Below are 14209 nucleotides of genomic sequence, written 5' to 3'. Positions count from 1 at the left end.
AGCGCCACAGCTCTTTCCGAGTAAAGAGATCCACAGACCGTGGAGTACGACATCCAGGACCACCAGAAATCTACCTCTTCAGCCCGGCTGCTTAACTAAATGGCATTGGGTTGGGACCTGGCGGATGCAGCGATGCGGGGATGTAGCGGGCGTAGCTGTTGCGTAGGTGTTCTGTTACACGGTCGTCGGTGGCTTCGTAGTCCAACTGGCGGCGGAAGAACGACAGTTTACGCTCGGCTGCGTCCAGGATCTCTCCCCAGCTCTTGACCCACACTTCATATTCGGGTTGGTCGTCAGCAAGCCCATCGGGCTTACCCTTCTGACGAATATCACGGAGGATGCGCTGGTCATATTCGTAAGTAACCAGATAAAATCTCCACTTGCAGGGTACGCCGAGGTACTGCGGATTGTCGATGATCGCGCGTGCATAGGACTTTATTTGCTCCAATTCATTGCGCCCAATGATCACCGATGGTCGTTTTAGTTCGATAATTATCCGCTCATTGGATCGTTCATCGCCGATCCCGCGAAACAGCAGGATGTCAACTCTCCCGGAGCGACCGTCATCGCGGACTACGGGGTCCAGGCGGTTCTCTAGGACCACGTCGTCGCCGAGAAGGCCCAGATGTGCGGCCAATACATTGGTGAGGCCCACTTCGGGTCGGGCCAGCGTCCATTCCTCACCGAATAACCAAAGATTCTGCGAGATCATCGGATGAAGCTGATCCACCTCGCGTAGTTGATTGCGCAACAGATTGTCGGCGAAGATCTTACGTAGGCCACCAATGAAGTCCAGGCGGTTTGCGACAGTACTTGCCGCGCCGATGACGTCGGCTAGTTCGGTGCGTTCCAACAGCCTAGCTAGATGGCCCCGATCCTCGTCATTGAGGGCCAGGACCTTGTCGAGGATCTTCTGTAGATCGCTTGGGTCGCGCTCCAGGGCGGAGTGGATGAGGTTGACCGATAGTTGCCGAGCGCTGCCACGCTGGGGCAATGCATTGCGGGCAACGGTCACCACTACGTCGAACGTCTGCCGTTCTACAGCGCGGGTCGGGCTGGCGTCGTTGTCTGGGTACGGGTAGATCCCCTCATCCTTGAGTTGCTTGACTACTTGGTTGGAAATTTCGGCGTTGCGCGCGGCCACGTGCTTGCGGACGGCCTTGTTCGCAGCGTCCAGTAGGCTGCTTTGAGTCATCGGCAGCATGTGTAGATCTTCGATCGACACCTCGTTGAACCGGCTGTATCGAAGATAAGGTGTGAAGCTCACAACGTTGTCGGACCAGTCCCCGCCATACTCTGCTAGAGCCAGGCCGTCAGCATTGCAGATGAGCATCTTGCGGTCGCTCATCCGGACCTTCCACTCAATGAACGTCACAATTGGAGGTCGGTCGCCCGCGGCGTAATCTGCTGGCAAGTCCAGGGGCAGATCAGTTGAAGCCTCGATGATCTCGTCAGGGTTCAAACGTTTGCCATTATAGTCGACGACTACATGAGGATATGCCTTGAGATAGAACGCCAACTTGGCGGTGAGGTTGGCTGCGGCGTCGGGTGCCTCCAGTGGACGTAGACGCTTGCTCTCCGGCACTTGGATTGTGACGGTGGTACCGGATGTCCTGTCGGCAGCGGGGGTTTCGTTGATGTGCCAGAGCGTCGGCCGGCGAACGTTGGCCGAAATTTTGGTAGCGACTTGAGCACCGTCAACTGCGGCGACGGATTCCCATTTGAAATCCTCACCAAGCGCGAATACGTAGAGCCGCCCCTCGCCCATGCGCCCGTGGAGAATACGCTCGTTCCGAGCAGTGTGGGTGTGCCGGGACTTCCAGGATGCTCCGTAGTCACGGAATGACTCCCGCGCCTGAGTCGGCGTGATGCCTTCGCCATTGTCTTTCACAACGATCTGTGTGACAGCCTCCAGGTGGGAGCGCCGCAACTCGACCGTCACATGAGTCGCATTAGCATCTAGCGCATTCCATACGAGTTCTGCGATCGCATGGATCTGGGGCCTATTGGAAAACTGCAGGATCTTGGGCTCGCCGACTCGGAGCAGGATCTCGGTGGGATGAGGTGCCCCTTGCGCTGGTACTAGCGAGCCGGAGGCGCCGGCACCACCAACCATGGTCGCCCCACCCTCAGACTCGAAATCCGCCGAAATCTCAGCTCGCTCGTCAGGCATGCGACTGACGCTACAGCGGACTCCTATACCGCGTCATGGCAATCGTCCGGCATGTCCCGGACCGGCCACGGAGGCACGGGGCAACGATCTGACCTATGGTGTGTGTCGCTCGATTAGGGGGATGACCGTCGCCGCTCGTCGAGCTGGGCGCTTGTCTGCCCTGCCCTCGGAAAGCGCGACACGGAAGCGTGTAGTGCGAGAAACTCCCAGTCTGCTCAGCTGACTCGCTCAGGGCGGGGAGGATCACTCATGACGATCGAGATCAGAGACGACCCAGTACGGTGACTGCGCGCTTCCAACACCGAAGTGGAGCAGACGTCGGACCCGGCCGTCCGCTGTCTCAGTGGTACCTGGCTGAGGAGCATGGCATCGACCGCCGCAAGGTCAAGGAGGCCATCGCCAACGTGGCGCAACCCGCACCACTGTGAACCACCAAGCCCCGGCCACGACACGCACGCGCGTCGTGACCGGGGCGTTCGCGTGCCCGCTACTCGATCGGCCGGGCGCTCGCCCACACCCGTTCGAAGCTCTCCAGGTAGGTGCTGGCCATGTCGCCATCTTCACCCCTGCGCAGATGTAGCACCGGGGCGTGTGATGCGGCGATGCCGTAGGCGTGCGGGTTGATCAGCAGGTCGTCGTCGGCGCGGTACATCGAGTTGTAGAGCACCGTGTCGTGAAGCCGCACCTCAACACCGTCCAGCGCACGCAAGCCGCGGTAGTGGACGAGAGCGTTACGGATCTTGGCGGCCATGGACTCGCCCACCCCCTCATCGCTCCCACGCTCAGCGACGCACGTCCCGTCGGGGTCGCCCAGCAGGATCCGCACGCAGACTCCCACGCGTGCCCGGTCAGCGAGCACACGCAAGATGCCGGTGTCCTCAGCGAGGAAGAGCCCCGCGTAGGCCAGCACGCCGATCTCATCGTGCGCGCGCTGGAAGAGCTGCTGCCAGACGGGACGGGGGACGGCCCACCGGTGCGGGTAGATGTCGAGGATCTCAACCGCAGGCGGGTCGATCCGGACGCTGCGCACAGTGACATGCGGCCACAGTTCGCCCTCATCGCGCCCGAGCAAGCTGGCGATGCGTGCCCGGTGACGTGGGTAGGGGACGCGCCCGGCGACCCATCTGTGGACCGTCTTGGGATCCACTCCGAGCCGCGCCGCCACACCGCTTTCGGTGAGGTCGGCATCGGCAAGGGCACGTCGCAACAAGTCGTTCACCGGGCCTCCCGGGGGTGCAAGTGCGAACGACGCTAACAGAAGACGTCCCCAGACGTCCCTAGATGCCGATAGAGAGATCCCAGCCCCGACGACAAGCTCAGAGCACGCAACGAAGACACCTCTTCGTTCGCCACCAACCTTCACAGACCCCATCGCTGAGGAGTCGTCATGCCCATCGACCGGCCCCGCAAGGCCGCCCCCAAGCCAGACCAGACGAGTTCCACCGTCCGGGAGTCCTCGGCCGACAAGGCACTCGCACGGCTCCGCAGCGAGTTCACCGGGCACCGAATCTGGCGCTCGGTGCGTGGGGACGGCCTTCTCGGGGACTGGGTCGCGAGCCTGCACGACCCCGCCGCCGGAGTCGACCCCACGGTCATCCGATCCGAGCCGGGCCAGTTGCGCGAGGCACTCCTCACCGAAGCGACCCGGGCGACGCCCAAAAATGTGGAGACCAGGTGATGGCGTGGGACCAGGATCCCCCGCGTCTGTCACCAGGCGGGGCCGCGAGGGGGAGCGCGGCCCTGTGGGGGAGGGAGGGGGCGCGGTCGGTGCTTGTCCCCCCGGACGCACCGTCCGCGCCCCTTCAACCCCGGCCATGCGGGACGCGGCGAGCACGCCGGTACCTCAACCGCCTCGCCCGTGAACTACACCGCCACCACTGGAGGACCCAACGACGCTACGCCGAACCGACCCCGATCCTGCGGGTGTTCTCCGACGCGGTCACCGTGATCGGCGAGAGCGTCACAATTGCCGGGAAGTACGGCATCTGGTGGTACCAAGCCAGCACCGGCGAGCGGCTCGCGCTCTGCGACGACACAGAAACCGCAGCCGACGAGGTGAGCGCCATCTTGACGCCGTGGGTGTCGATGGCACTGGCCTACAGGACGAGGTAACCGCTCATGGCCCGCCGCACGGCATGGGGCGCGTACATCCACATCACCGACGCGCTACGCCAACGCCTCACAGACGGCACCTATCCGCCGGGCACCCTAGTACCGCCCGAACGTGCCCTCTGCGCCGAGTTCGGCGTCACCCGCAACACCGTGCGGCGGGCTCTGACCACCCTCCAGAGGGAAGGGTTGATCAGAGTCCGCTCCGGCGTGGGCCGCTTCGTCTGCGACCCCACCATCGAACCCGCCGCCCAGGCGCGCCCCCGGTACCTCGCCATCGCCGCGGACCTACGCCGCCAGATCAAGGCCGGCCACTTCGCCTCCGGTGACCTACTGCCGAGCGAGGCGCGTATCTGCGAGCGCTACCACGTATCCCGCTTCACCGCCCGCCACGCCTACGAAGCACTGGAAACAGCTGGCCTGGTCACCTCCGCCCAAGGCAAAGGACGCTTCGTCCGCCAAGACGTCCCCAGATGATCCACGCGCGCCCGTGGACGTCCACCACCACCGCCGTAGCGTCAGAGCCATGAAGAACACCGCCGCATGGGCAAGCGAACTCGCCCGCCACCACCTGGAGACCGCCCTTCCCCGCCGCTGGGCCCACACCCAAGGCGTAGCCAGCCAAGCCCGCACCCTGGCCCCGATCCTCGGAGACCAAGCCGACTTCCTAGAAGCCGCCGCATGGCTCCACGACATCGGCTACGCCCCCGACCTCATCGCAACCGGCTTCCACCCCCTGGACGGCGCCCGCTACCTCCGCGACACCCACCACGCCAACCAACACCTATACCGCCTCGTTGCCCACCACACCTGCGCCCTCATCGAAGCCCACGAACGCGGCCTCGCCGACGAGCTGACAAGCGAGTTCACCGCAACCCCGCCACCACTGAGCGACGCCCTCATTTTCTGCGACATGACGACCGGCCCAGACGGCGTACACCTCCCCGTCGAGCAACGCCTATCAGAGATCCTCTCCCGCTACGGCACCGGCCACCTCGTCACCACTGCCATCACCAAGGCATCCCCCCACCTCATTGGCGCAGCCCACAAGATCCACCAAGAATTGTTCGCCACTCTAGATAGCTAACTTAGCGCGCGAGGTGGGCAGCCCGTCCCGTCCGGTCCCGCTGCACCCGTGTCGTCCGTCCGCCCACCCTCTGGATTCTGTCAGGAAATACACAAAATGCCGGTCCAGAAGCGGTCACAGTTGCCAACCCATGCAGGGCGACTGTCGAGCGATACTCAGATGGTGTGGCCCGACATCTACAAGACGGCGGTTTGTGTATGACTTCTACTCTGGTGTTCGTATCGATGTCAGTCGACCATAAAACAAGTTTCCCTAGATTTCTTTTCACTGGCATTGGATCGGCAATTGTTAGCGGCATTGTGGCCTTTGGTGTCGCATGGGCAACTTTTCGACGCGACTACAAGTTGCGGGAAAAGGAACGGGCAAGGCGGGACGTTATTGCTTTCTGTGAGACCGTGTCAGAGGTCATCAAGTTTATAAAGTATGGCAAGTTTGATGACGCGCTGATGCGTGCACACGATTCAAGTGCTGCTGCCCTAAGACTTTGGTCTCTGTATCGAGACAAATATCCCACTGCCATGGAATGGGTTCATCGCGAAGCGATGGTGATCGAAATAATGGTTTTTCAGGCAAAAAAGGCGAACATGAGAGCTAGAGACGAAAAACTGTTTCAACGCACGGGACGGGCTGGTAGTGTGCATGGTTATATGACCCGCTGGGCGCGCGACATGAGTCGCCGTCCCCCGCCGCCGATGGAACTGCCGGCAACGCTTGCCGATCTAGATGTGAAGAAGCTCCAGGCATCGGTGCTCGATAATCCGGAAACCTTATATGAAGAGGTGCAGCAATATAGTCAGAGCTTGATATCAGAGCCCGAGAACAACAAGCGCGAAGAATGAGGGTTGCCGTTAGTCCGGTCAGGGGCGGTTGCCTCCGAGGGCTGCGCTGCCCTCGGACCTTTAATAGGTTCCTGCTCGGGTTCCGGTGGTGAAGTAGGCCGCAGCTGGAACCTTTGGACTAACCAGAGCCTATTGGTGATGGGCGGGTGTGGTGTTGAGGGTGAGGTCGGTGGTGCTCAGGCAGCCGTCGACCAGTTAGGGGTGGCTGGATCGCCTTGAGTCGGTGCTTGATCATGCCGATGAGGTGGTCGGGATCGGTGGCCAGGAAGTTATCAATTCCCTGGGCGGCCCCATTGCACTCGAAGCTATAGCCAGAAAAACAGTCAAGTCAGTGCTGAGTGGGTCGTTTAATCGGCAATGGTTTATGTGACGACTAGTAGCTTTCTCGAAGCACTGTGCATCACCTCCACTGGGGTTCGATAGCCGCGCTCTGGGCTCGCTGCATGGGATGCCCCGTCGATAACGTAGATTTCGAACCTGCATCGCGATAAATGAGCCATCACTGTTGCTCCGACTCGCTCTCGTCTGACGAGGACAGACTTCGGCATATCTCTTGCCAGGCGGCGATTACCTCAGAGACCTTGAGGAGAATATCTCGAATCTGTGAAAGCAGGAGCATTATCGCTCCTGATGTCGCAAGAATCAAGAGGAGTCCATCATTCCAGCTCATCTGTCAGAACTCCGCGAGTCCATGCCGTCACACTTCGGAAGAACTCGCTCGAGCCATTTAGAGTCGCCATCGACTTTTTCCAGTTCTTGTCGTATTCCATCCTCATAGCCTCTTGCCATGGAACGGAAGCGGATCTGCATTTTCCCCAGGTTTGGAGCTTTGACATTCCCCAGGTAGTAGGTGCAGGTGAGGTCATGGCTAGGGTCGCGAAGTGATGCCAGGTGACATGAACAGTGGTGCCGCGACACCACAAACCCTGGTCCCCATCTAGGGTCGGTCAGCCGCTCGATTAGCGAATCATGATCGAGGGGCACTAGATAGCTTGTGTCTAGCTCAAACTTCCATTGGCCATCTGCAATCCATGAGCGAGTCGAGTAAGCCGTGCTCGACGTGTACAGCAAGGCTATTCTTCGGAGAATGCCTGACCCAATCCAGGAAAGCTTCCTATCTTCGTCTCTCAAGTGAGAGTAAGTCGATAGGTCACGCTTTTCATAGACAGTTAGGCTCGCCTCTTGCCAAAGAGGAATCAAGCCCTCGGTTCGACACAACAGATAACGCTCAGCCAAAAGCTGGCGCCAGTCGGTTCCCTTGGATGCACGCAGCACTACGCGGCTATCAGTGCCAACTATCTTCAAATGAAGATCGCTTGATGCGATAGCGGCTACACGGAGCCCGATCGGGCCAATTACCTGCCCGTCGGCCTCTGCGAACGGCAGTAGGTGGTCGGCTACATAGGTGCTCATAAAGTGTTGGCGACCGCCCGCAGTAACAGTGTGGTCGTCGAGCACGAGCTCGATGCGGTCGGAATTAATCACGACGCGCTGGACCCCGACAGGGTGGGCCCACCACTCGCCACCTTTGCAGAGGTGCTTCATTATTTGCGATTCGATCACTGCTTGCGAATTCGTCGCAGCAGGGATTGGTCGCCTAGGGCTGCATCGCTGGACTGCATGCTTGGCATACGCGAATGGCTCACCAGTAAAAATGCAGCGTGTGCGTGCTCGCTTGGTCAGGCGGTCGCTGGTGCTCATTACACGATCCGTCCTCGAGCGTTGCTACCCCTAAACGCTCGACAACTGATCGGTGCGCCGCGTAGCGACACAGCTGATGCTATAGCCTTCTCCAGAGGTGAAGCGTAGGGCTCCTTTGTCCCTATTCGGCTACGCCTCTGGGGTAGCGGCGCACCGGGACAGGCCACCTCGCGGCCTGTCTGGAGCTTTGCACACAAGACAGCCGGAGGCAAGTGGTTCGCCGCGCTTCGCCCGGTTGAGGTCAGGATCCGCTCCGGATCAGGTGGCCGACGGTTATCACCATCTGGTTGTCAACGCTCTGCTTGTTGGCGTTCCTGCGCCGTAATGAAACTTCGCCGATCCAGCGGCGGTGTCCGACGTCAGGATCGCGCAACCCTATTTCATCGAAGTTGTGGAGTCGCTCGCCGACCTATCGCCCGGACTGCGCCGTGACCTACTGATCACCCTGCCGATCGCATAGGGCAAAGCATCGCCTGACTAATACGTCGGCTCTGGTTTTTCTAACTAACTGATGACTATGTGGCTGTTGCCTACAAGGAAGTCACGGATGCGATGTCTCATTGAACGGTCCATGGGAAGATCTGTGGCCTCGCTTAGAGGGCTCCACTGGACTTTACTGGACTCGTCGGAGAGTGTTGGGGTGCCGCCTGTTGGGCGGGCTCTGAGGACGATTGAGAATTCTTGGCGGACTTCGTTGTTGCTGGTGTAGTGGATGAGGTGTTTGGGGTCGCTGTAGATGCCGACGAGGCCGGTGATCTCTACGTCGATGCCGGTTTCTTCTTTGGTTTCGCGGATGCCGGCTTGGGTGACGGATTCGCCTAGGTCGATGGCGCCGCCTGGGAGGGCCCAGTTGTCGTTGTCGGTGCGGCGGATCATGAGGATCTCGCCTTTGTCGTTTTCGACGACGACGTTGACTGAGGGGACGAGGCTGTTGGCCTGGGGGGCGTTGGGGTCGTCGTAGTAGTCGATCCTGCGGCCCATGGCTTAGTCCCCCGGTATGGGTGTGGCGCCTTCCCAGACGCTTTCGAAGCTTTCGATGTAGGTGTTGGCAAGGTCGCCGCCGGCGATGCGGCGTAGGTGCCAGACGGGCGCGAGAGCTGCTGTGGCGCCGTAGACGTGGGTGTTGACGAGAAGCTGGTCGTCCGCGCGGTAGATGGAGTTGTAGAGAACCGTGCGGTGGAAACGGAACTCGACGCCGTCGAGCTTGCGGAGCTTCTTGTACAGGACGAGGGCGTTGCGGATCTTCGCGGCCATCGCGTCGTCCACGCCCTCGTCTGCGCCGCGTTCGGCTACCTGGGGGCTGTCGGGGTCGCTTAGGAGGATGCGGACGCGGACGCCGGCCTTGGCCTTGTCGGTGAAGGTGCGTTGGATGCCTGAGTCTTCGGAGAGGAACAGGCCCGCGTAGACCAGGACACCGATCTCTTCTTCGGCCGTGGCGAACAGACGTCCCCATGCGTCCCTGGGGACGGACGCGCGCTGGGGGTAGATCGTCAGGAGTTCGCTGGTCGATGCTGAGGTGACTTGCTCGGTGGTGAGCGCGTCGGGCCACAGGAAGGTCTCATCGACGCTCAGGCGTGAAGCCACTGCGTAGCGGTGCCGCCGGTAGGGGGTGCGGTCCTTGGTGATCCACCGCTCCACGGTCTTGTGGTCGACGCCGAGGGACTCGGCGAGCGCGGCAACCGTCAAGCCCTGTTGAAGCAGCGTTGCGCGTAGGCGTTCGTTCGGCATGCACCCGTCCGGTTCCAGGGACGTCCTAGGACGCGGACAACACTATGAGGACGTCATGAACACGTCCAGTCATGTAGTGATCTCGTCCCCCAGGTCACAAGCAATCTCTTCCTCGTAAGCAGCGACCGCCCGCGCCGCCCCCGCCGGACACGGGCCTTACGAGAGGAGCGATCACCCGTGATCCTCATCCTGGCCTTGATCCTCGCCGTGTTCCTCGCCGGCTCCACCTGCGGAATCTTCGCCATGCTCGTCATCGGCATCCACAACGAGGAACGCCGCGCGATGCGCGGCCGTCCCGCCTCGTCGCGGACCGGTGCGGCCTCCCGGAGCCTGCTCACCACCCGCACAGGCGACGACGTCCCCGCGCGCGTCGCGGCGGGGCGGTGAGCATGCGCCTGCCTCGCACCATCTCCGGTTTCGCTTGCGCGTGTGGCGCGCAGATCGACACGGGGAGCCGGAGGTGCCGCAAGTGCCGCGCCCGCGCTCGCTGGCTGCGGCGGGGATGCGGTTCGCGGTTCCCGGACCTGTGGCTCTGAGGGGGCGGCTCGTGACCGTCTCGGTTCCGCTGGTGGCGGTCCTCGGTGTCGTGGTGTGGATCGCGTGGCGCTACATGGGGCTGCGCGCTTGGCATGTGGCGGTGTGCCTGCTGTTCGGGTTCTACCTCGCCGCCACCAGCGCCGGCCCGGAGGTCCGCCGCCTGGTCGCCGTCCTCGTCCAGGCCCTCAATCAGTGATGTTCCCCCGATCGAAGGGAGGGATGCCCGAGTGTCCGACATCCCGCAGCACGTCCAACTCGACCTTCAGGAGGTCCGAACCCGCAACCTCGCCGCACGTGAAATCGTCTCCGCCCTGTCTGAGGCGATGCCGTCCGTCGCCGATCTGTGGCTTCGCCTCAACGCCGCGCTCACCGACGCGCACGGACTCCTCTCCGAGATCACCCGGCTTCTCGGCGAGGTGGCCAAGGTCCGGAAAGACCGCGCGAACCTGGTTGCCGCTGGACGCGCCACCCTCAACGCCCACCATGACGGCGAGGCCGATCCGCTGTACTACCTGCGCGACGAGCTTCGAGCGCAAGGGCACCTTCCTCCGGGGCCGTGGGGGCGCTCATGAGCCGGACGCGTCAGATGCGGCGGCACGCACGAAAGATGCGCCGCCAAGGGCTTCAACCGATGGTCGTCATCGACAGCGATGCCCAGCTTCCCGACCTTGCCGTTGTGCTGGTCGGGCGGACGTTGTGGCGGTATCGGTCCGAACTCGCGCCGTTCTACCTGGTCGCGATGCTGGCACTTGGCGGGGCGGTACTGCACATCACGCACCCGGAGTGGTGGGCGTGGTTGCTTGGTGCCGCCACGGTGACCGCGTGGGCGCTGGCAGTTTTCGGGGACCGGGTCGGGCTCGCCGTGCGCCGTGAGCGCCTGTATGCGGCGGGCGTGACCGTGAGCACCGGTGGGTGGCTCTCCGCCGTGACCGCGCTTGGCATCGGATTCCAGCCGCTCCCACCGGTCCTCGTCGCGGGTGGATTCATGCTGGCTGTGCCGTGGTGGGTGCATCGGCGACGGCGCGCGAAGGTTCGTGTGGATCGACAGATCGCCGCGTGGCCCGAGATCGCGCAATCGGTCGGGCTGGCCGGCTCTCGGCCACAGTCCGCGGTGGTGGATGTGTGGGGGTGGCGGGCCCGGTTCGCGCTGGCACGGGGACAGACGATTCATGATGTGGTCGGGAAGGTCCCGGCGATCGAGTCGGCTCTCGGGACGTTCCGCGGTGCGGTGCGCGTCCTCCCGACGCGCGACGATAAGGCCAACCGGTTCGAACTGCGGGTGCTCGACACCGACCCGCACGCCGATGCGATCCCGTGGCCCGGACCGTCCGTCTCCTCCATCGCCGAACCGATCGACCTGGGGCCCTTCGAGGACGCCACCGGCGCGCGGGTGCTGCTGCTGCGCCGCCACGGGCTCATCGGTGGCGTGGCCGGCTCGGGCAAGAGCGGCGGCATCAACGTCCTCATGGGGAACCTGTCCGCATGCCGGGACGTGGTCATCTGGGCCATCGACCTCAAACGCGGCATGGAACTCCGACCCTGGGCGACCTGCATCGATCGACTCGCCACCACCCCGCAGCAAGCCCGCGTCCTCCTGCGCGACGCCGTGGCCGTCCTGGAAGCACGGGCCGAGCATCTTGCGGCACGAGGGCAACGGACGTGGGAACCCGCACCGGAGTTTCCCGCGCTGGTGATCGTCATCGACGAGTACGCCGAACTCGCCGACGACGCCCCCGACACCGCAGCCGAAACCGACTCCATCGCCCGACGCGGACGCGCCGTGGCCGTGACGCTCATCGCCGCCACGCAGCGTCCGACGCAGAAGGCCATGGGCAAGGGCGCGGTCCGCTCGCAGATGGACGTACGGGTCAGCTTCCGCGTCCGGGAACGCAAGGACGTCGATCTCATCCTCGGGCAGGGGATGCTCAGCGCCGGATGGCACGCCCACACCCTCAACGCACCCGGCAAGTTCCTGCTGTCTTCACCCGAACACGACACGCCCCGACGAGGGCGCGCCTACCTCCTGACCGATGAGGCCGTGAGTACGACGGCAGAACACCACGCCTCCGTCCGGCCGGTGCTCGACGCGGTCTCACAGCGGGCCCTCGACGCGCGGCGGAGTAGCCCCGAGCCGGAGCCGACCGAGGCCGATGCCGCCGAGCCGGAGCCTCACGCGGGGACGACAGGGGACGGGCCCGAAGCCGCTCTTCGCAAGGCTCTGGACGGCGCCCCCGATGAAGGGCTTCCGATCGCTCACCTCCTGATGATCACCAAGATGAGCCGGCCCACCCTCTACCGGCGGCTCAACGACCTCGTGACGACCGGCCACGCCGTCCAGGTCGGTCGCGGTCGGTACCGGGCACCCCGGCCCGATTCTGATCACACAGTGTGATCGTCTCAACGTCTCGTCTCACGTGCACACGCCTGCACGTAAGGGCGCAGAGACGACCCGTGAGACGAGACGGAGACGAGCACACACCGTCACCAAGGAGCCGATCCGACACCCATACCGCGAAGCACCGGCGACCGCCGGGCGAAGGGAGGTGGTGACCACGCAGGCGTACACCGTCGAACAAGTCGCCGAGATCCTCAACATCGGCCGGGACAAGGTCTACTTCCTGATCCGCACCGGCCAGCTCCACAGCATCAAGATCGGCAAGCTGCGCCGGATCACTGACCGGCACATCGCCGAGTTCGTCGGCTCCCTCGAAGACGCCAACCGCTGACACACGCTCGGGAGGTCCGTTCGCGCATGACCGCGAACGGACCTCCCCACGAGAGGGACGTCTTGGGACGTCTTGAGTTATGGTCGGTGGTGAACTCGACCGATGCGAGGAGGGATTCCTTGGCAAAGATCCTGATCGGCAACTACGAAGCGACCATCTACCCGGAAGGCAACGGCTACACGGGGGCTATCTCGCTCGGCTTCAGGCCGGACGGGACGCGGAACCGGCCCAAGAGGAAGGGGAAGACCAAGGAGATCGTCAAGGCGAAGCTGCGAGTCCTCGTCGACGAGATCGAGAAGGGAGTCCAGTCCGAACGGAACTACACGGTCGAGAAGGCCGTGAACGTCCTCCTCGTCCATCTCGCCAAGCAGGGCAAGAGCAAGGCGACCATGCGCACCTATCGCGGACTCGCCGATCACCACATCATCGCCAGGATCGGCAAGATCAAGCTCACGGACCTCAACGCGGACGACGTTGAGACGTGGCTTGACGCGTGCGCCGAGGACATGACCACGCAGACGCTCAAGATCCTCCACGGCCTTCTCTGCCGGTCGATCCGGCTCGCGGAGCGGCGGGACAAGGTGGGGCGGAACGTGGCCCTGCTGGTGGACACTCCCCATGGGAAGCGGCCAACACGGCGCTCGCGTTCCCTCTCGCTCGAACAGGCGAGCAAGCTACTCAAGACCGCACAGGATCCAGAGCACCGGCTTGGCGCGTACGTGATCCTGGCGATCGTTTCGGGTCTCCGTACGGAGGAGCTTCGAGCGCTCACGTGGGCCGACGTGGATCTCAAGAAGAAGGTGGTCTACGTCCTCCGCTCCGACCGCGAGGGCGGCGACACGAAGACCGAGACGAGCCGCAGAGGCTTCGCCGTGGCGGACATGGCCGTTGAGGCGCTCACGGCACTCCGCAAGCGGCAAGCCGCTGAGAACCTCGCGGCGGGCGACGCCTGGCGGGGACACAACCTCGTCTTCTGCAAGGAGGACGGGACGCCCTACACGAGTGACGACGTCCTGCGCCGTTTCCAGCGCATCACGCGAGCGGCCGGCATCGGCGCCACGTGGGTGCCGCGCGAGTTGCGGCACACGTTCGTGTCCATCATGAGCGACAACGACGTGGCCCTAGAGAAGATCAGCGACCTCGTCGGGCACTCCAACACCCACACCACGCGGAGCGTCTACCGTCACCAACTCCGGCCCGTCATCACCACGGGCGCCGAGAAGATGAACGTCATCTTCAAGGACGATAAAAGCAGGTCAGCCTAGACACTGGCTCCCGAAGCCGCTCCCTCTGACGACGTCCGACCCCA

16 protein-coding genes are annotated in these 14209 nt (G+C 63.1%); 11 read left to right on the top strand and 5 right to left on the bottom strand.

Translation table 11 applies throughout. The annotated features are described in order from the left end of the window. Positions 1–91 precede the first annotated feature (91 nt). Both ACA511_RS22775 and ACA511_RS22770 read right to left on the bottom strand, forming a co-directional pair. Positions 92–2173, bottom strand: coding sequence for an ATP-binding protein (locus ACA511_RS22775; RefSeq protein ID WP_375026590.1), 2082 nt, complete (start codon positions 2171–2173; stop codon positions 92–94). Positions 2174–2660: 487 nt separating this feature from the next. Beyond that, positions 2661–3392: an XRE family transcriptional regulator gene (locus ACA511_RS22770; RefSeq protein WP_375026589.1), complete on the bottom strand. Its 732-nt coding sequence runs from the start codon at positions 3390–3392 to the stop codon at positions 2661–2663. A gap of 168 nt (positions 3393–3560) precedes the next feature. On the opposite strand from ACA511_RS22770, the gene ACA511_RS22765 reads away from it, so the two are divergent. From ACA511_RS22765 to ACA511_RS22745, 5 genes are all read left to right on the top strand, one after another. After that, entirely contained in the window at positions 3561–3851 is a 291-nt protein-coding gene (locus ACA511_RS22765) for a hypothetical protein (protein ID WP_375026588.1), read from the top strand. Between the two features lie 245 nt (positions 3852–4096). Then, positions 4097–4285 carry a hypothetical protein gene (locus ACA511_RS22760; RefSeq protein ID WP_375026587.1) on the top strand — a complete coding sequence of 63 codons (189 nt, stop codon included), beginning with the start codon at positions 4097–4099 and terminating at the stop codon, positions 4283–4285. 6 nt (positions 4286–4291) lie between these two features. After that, positions 4292–4759: a GntR family transcriptional regulator gene (locus ACA511_RS22755; RefSeq protein ID WP_375026586.1), complete on the top strand. Its 468-nt coding sequence runs from the start codon at positions 4292–4294 to the stop codon at positions 4757–4759. Between the two features lie 49 nt (positions 4760–4808). Continuing rightward, positions 4809–5369 carry an HD domain-containing protein gene (locus ACA511_RS22750; RefSeq protein WP_375026585.1) on the top strand — a complete coding sequence of 187 codons (561 nt, stop codon included), beginning with the start codon at positions 4809–4811 and terminating at the stop codon, positions 5367–5369. Positions 5370–5566: 197 nt separating this feature from the next. Continuing rightward, positions 5567–6208, top strand: coding sequence for a hypothetical protein (locus ACA511_RS22745; RefSeq protein ID WP_375026584.1), 642 nt, complete (start codon positions 5567–5569; stop codon positions 6206–6208). A 666-nt stretch (positions 6209–6874) separates the two neighbouring features. Here the strand turns inward: ACA511_RS22745 and ACA511_RS22740 are convergent. The 3 genes from ACA511_RS22740 to ACA511_RS22730 all read right to left on the bottom strand — a co-directional run bounded on the left by ACA511_RS22740 (position 6875) and on the right by ACA511_RS22730 (position 9637). Beyond that, positions 6875–7909 (bottom strand): hypothetical protein, encoded by a 1035-nt coding sequence (locus ACA511_RS22740; protein ID WP_375026583.1) that lies wholly within the window; start codon positions 7907–7909, stop codon positions 6875–6877. Between the two features lie 504 nt (positions 7910–8413). Further along, complete coding sequence (locus ACA511_RS22735) at positions 8414–8890, bottom strand: NUDIX hydrolase (protein WP_375026582.1); 477 nt, start codon at positions 8888–8890, stop codon at positions 8414–8416. 3 nt (positions 8891–8893) lie between these two features. Next, on the bottom strand, positions 8894–9637 hold the full coding sequence (locus ACA511_RS22730; protein ID WP_375026581.1) for a helix-turn-helix domain-containing protein: 744 nt from the start codon (positions 9635–9637) through the stop codon (positions 8894–8896). Between the two features lie 177 nt (positions 9638–9814). On the opposite strand from ACA511_RS22730, the gene ACA511_RS22725 reads away from it, so the two are divergent. The 6 genes from ACA511_RS22725 (at position 9815) to xerC (ending at position 14165) form a co-directional block, all read left to right on the top strand. Next, positions 9815–10024 carry a hypothetical protein gene (locus tag ACA511_RS22725; RefSeq protein WP_375026580.1) on the top strand — a complete coding sequence of 70 codons (210 nt, stop codon included), beginning with the start codon at positions 9815–9817 and terminating at the stop codon, positions 10022–10024. A gap of 160 nt (positions 10025–10184) precedes the next feature. Beyond that, positions 10185–10370: a hypothetical protein gene (locus ACA511_RS22720; RefSeq protein ID WP_375026579.1), complete on the top strand. Its 186-nt coding sequence runs from the start codon at positions 10185–10187 to the stop codon at positions 10368–10370. Positions 10371–10401: 31 nt separating this feature from the next. Further along, positions 10402–10746: a hypothetical protein gene (locus tag ACA511_RS22715; protein WP_375026578.1), complete on the top strand. Its 345-nt coding sequence runs from the start codon at positions 10402–10404 to the stop codon at positions 10744–10746. Positions 10747–10805: 59 nt separating this feature from the next. Next, positions 10806–12566, top strand: coding sequence for an FtsK/SpoIIIE domain-containing protein (locus tag ACA511_RS22710; RefSeq protein WP_375026577.1), 1761 nt, complete (start codon positions 10806–10808; stop codon positions 12564–12566). A gap of 154 nt (positions 12567–12720) precedes the next feature. Further along, entirely contained in the window at positions 12721–12900 is a 180-nt protein-coding gene (locus tag ACA511_RS22705; protein WP_375026576.1) for a helix-turn-helix domain-containing protein, read from the top strand. Between the two features lie 119 nt (positions 12901–13019). Next, positions 13020–14165: a tyrosine recombinase XerC gene (gene xerC, locus ACA511_RS22700; RefSeq protein WP_375026575.1), complete on the top strand. Its 1146-nt coding sequence runs from the start codon at positions 13020–13022 to the stop codon at positions 14163–14165. Positions 14166–14209: the final 44 nt, after the last annotated feature.

This window comes from Actinomadura sp. GTD37 (assembly GCF_041951365.1).
In the GTDB taxonomy this organism is placed as follows: domain Bacteria; phylum Actinomycetota; class Actinomycetes; order Streptosporangiales; family Streptosporangiaceae; genus Spirillospora.
Note: the sequence above shows the minus strand (reverse complement) of the source record. Positions and strands in the feature narration are given on the sequence as shown.